This is a genomic window from Micromonospora sp. NPDC005172, from assembly GCF_040608555.1.
Lineage (GTDB): Bacteria > Actinomycetota > Actinomycetes > Mycobacteriales > Micromonosporaceae > Micromonospora.
Genome location: NZ_JBEXIL010000115.1, coordinates 1 through 3,170 on the forward strand (window position 1 = coordinate 1; position 3,170 = coordinate 3,170).

Sequence of the window (3,170 nt, forward strand, 5' to 3'; positions counted from 1 at the left end):
GCCAGCACTGGAACAGCTGAGAACCACCGATGGCCGGCACCCCACACGGGGTGCCGGCCATCGCCGTACCCGCAGACAGTTTCCGTCACCAGCTAACGGAAACAGTCCACGATCTGAAGGCGGGAGCGGTGTCAGTGGTGGTGATTGCGCACGATGTCGACGAGCGCGGCGACCAGCGCGAGCGCGATGATCCCCGTGGCGAGCAGCAGTGACTTCTCGAAGGCGGCCGTCCAGTCGCCGTGACTGTCGGTCAGCGAGGAGAAGAACATCGAGCCGACCGCGGCGATGCCCGCCGCCGCGCCGATCCGTTGGCCGGTCTGGAGCATTCCGGCCCCGCTGCCCGCCTGCGCTACGGGCACCTGGGCGAGGGTGAGCGTCTGGTTGGGGGCGATGACCAGGCCGCTACCGAGGCCGGCGACGAGCAGCGGCCCGGCGGTGACCCAGGGCGCCGGGGCGTCCGGCGCGAGGTGCAGCGCGACAACCGTGGCGGCCAGTCCGATCACCACGCCGAGCAGGCCGATGGCGACCAGGGGCCGGCCGAAGCGGTTGACGATGCGTCCCCCCAGGGCGGACGCCGCGGCGGACCCGAGGGCGAACGGGGTGATGGCGAGACCGGCGACGAGAGCGCTGTAGCCGAGGCCGTTCTGCAGGAACAGGGTGAAGATGAAGAAGATCGCGGTGAAGCCGCCGAAGTAGACGAGCGCGATGAGCGATCCGAGGGTGTACGACTGGAACGTGAACAGGCGCAGGTCGAACAGCGGTTCGCGGTGTCGCGCGTACCACCGTTCCCACAGTCCGAAGGCGACGAGCACCGCCAGGCCGGCCGGGATGAGCGCCCACTTCCACGGCGTACGCCACTGCTGATCCTGCACGAGGGGCAGCAGGATCAGCACCACGCCGACGCCGAGCAGCAGCACACCCACCGGGTCGAGTCGACGGCGACCAGCCTGGCCCTCGGGGCGACCGGGCAGCAGCCGCCACCCCAGGATCACCGCGACGATGCCGACCGGCACGTTGACGAAGAAGACCCACCGCCATCCGTGGTCCTCACCGCCGACGGCGATGAGCAGTCCGCCGAGCAGGGGCCCGACGGCGGTGGAGATGCCGATGGTCGCGCCGAGCAACCCGAAGGGGCGGGCCCGCTCCGGCCCTCGGAACAACTGTTGGATCAGCCCGATCACCTGCGGGTTGATGATGCCGGCGGCGGCGCCCTGGAGCAGTCGGGCGGCGACCAGCCAGGTGGGGGAGGTCGCCAGGCCGGCGAGCGCGCTGGTCAGGGTGAACAGCGCGATGCCGAAGACGAACGCGTTGCGTCGACCCCGGAAGTCACCGAAACGGCCGGCCGGTACGAGCACCAGGCCGAAGGTGAGCGCGTAGCCCGAGAGGACCCACTGCAGGTCGCTCGGGGAGGCCTGCAGCGCGCGGTCGATGGACGGCACCGCGACGTTGACGATGCTCACGTCGAGCAGGGTCATGAACGCGGCGACCAGCCCGACGCCGACCGCCTGCCAGCGTCGACGGTTCGCGGCCGCGTCGACCGGCTGCGGCTCGTGCGCCGCGTTCATCGTGCCCCCCGTTGACGGTCGATCATGCATTCCTGACCGCTACCCCGACCACCGGGGGCCAACCGTTCAGGGTCACGCCATCTGACGGGCGCAGAACCGGGGGCCGAAGTCGAGGCCGGCCATCGGCGAGTCCTCGCGGTGCAGCAGGCCCTTCTCGGTGAGCTGGTGCAGCGGGGCGTGCACCTGTTCCTCGGTCAGCCCGGACCCTTCGGCGATCAGATCCGGATAGGGCACCTGGCCGCGTGCCTCGAGGGCGGTGACCGCCTCGTACACCCGCTGTTCGACCTCCGACAGCTCCATCCGCTGCATGATCTCCTCCTTCGCCCGCCCGCTGGACGCGGACGGTTGCGCCGCGTCGGATACCCCGTGCCTGGCCGAAGATGCCCACCCGTTCGGGCGGTGGGGAGCGAACACGCCCTAGGCTGCAACCGTGATCGTCTGGGATCTGGTCGTCGTCGGCGCCGGCCCCGCCGGGCTCTCCGCGGCACACGCCGCAGCCCGCGCGGGCGTCCGTACCCTGGTCGTCGAGCGCGCCACGCACCCCCGCTACAAGACCTGCGGAGGTGGTCTCATCGGCACGTCCCTGGCCGCCGTGCGGGGTCGGATCGAGGTGCCGGCGCACGACCGGGTCGACCGGGTGACGTTCACCCGCGACGGCCGGCGGGAGTTCACCCGCCGTCACGACAGCCCGGTGGTGACCATGGTCCGTCGGGAGGAGTTCGACGACCGGCTGCGCGCGGCGGCCGTCGCCGCCGGCGCGCAGCTGCGGGAGCAGGTCGCGGTCCGCGGGATCGAGCAGGCTCCCGAGGGGGTACGCCTCAGACTGGCCGACGGTACGACCCTGACGGCCCGCACGGTGATCGGCGCGGACGGCTCCTCGGGGGTGACCGCCCGGCACGTGGGTGTGCGCTACCGCCAGGTCGATCTGGGGCTGGAACTGGAGATCCCGGTGCCGCCCGTCGAGCAGGAACGCTGGCGCGGCCGCCTCCTGCTGGACTGGGGGGCGATGCCGGGGTCGTACGCCTGGGTGTTCCCGAAGGGTGACCGGTTGACGGTGGGCGTGATCGCGGGTCGGGGCGCGGGGGAGGGGACCCGTGCCTACCTGCGGGAGTTCGTCGACCGGTTGGGTCTGACGGGGCTGCCCGCGGCGCACGATTCGGGGCACCTGACCCGGTGCCGCGAGGAGGACTCGCCGTTGCGCAACGGTCGGGTGCTGGTGGTGGGGGACGCGGCCGGGCTGCTGGAGCCGTGGAGCCGTGAGGGCATCAGCTTCGCCCTGCGTTCCGGGGAGATGGCCGGGGCGGCGGTTGCCGCGGGGGACCTGGCCGGCTACGAGCGGGCGGTCGCCGGGCGTCTGACGCCGGAGATGCGGGCGGGATTCCGGCTGCTCGACCTGTTCACCCGCCGCCCCGAGGTGTTCCACGGACTGTTGGCGACCCCGCCGGGCTGGCGGATGTTCGTGCGCTTCTGCCAGGGGCAGGCCAGCTTCGACGACATGCTGCGCCGCCGACCCATCCGTGCGGCGCTAGCAATGCTGGCCCGCCGGGGGGGGGCCGGGGCGGGCGGGGGGCCGGGCCGCCGGCGCGGGTGGGGGGGGGGGCGGTG

The 3,170-nt window shown here is 72.5% G+C and carries 3 protein-coding genes; 1 reads left to right on the top strand and 2 read right to left on the bottom strand.

What is annotated here, in order from left to right:
- Positions 1-131: 131 nt before the first annotated feature.
- Positions 132-1,595 carry an MFS transporter gene (locus ABZV06_RS31975; protein ID WP_355249094.1) on the bottom strand — a complete coding sequence of 488 codons (1,464 nt, stop codon included), beginning with the start codon at positions 1,593-1,595 and terminating at the stop codon, positions 132-134.
- Between the two features lie 42 nt (positions 1,596-1,637).
- A complete protein-coding gene (locus tag ABZV06_RS31980; protein ID WP_355249091.1) occupies positions 1,638-1,874 on the bottom strand; it encodes a hypothetical protein in 237 nt (78 codons plus the stop codon).
- A 121-nt stretch (positions 1,875-1,995) separates the two neighbouring features.
- Between ABZV06_RS31980 and ABZV06_RS31985 the strand changes: the two genes are divergently transcribed.
- Positions 1,996-3,170: geranylgeranyl reductase family protein (locus tag ABZV06_RS31985; protein WP_355625984.1), on the top strand; the 1,175-nt coding region annotated here is incomplete at its 3' end.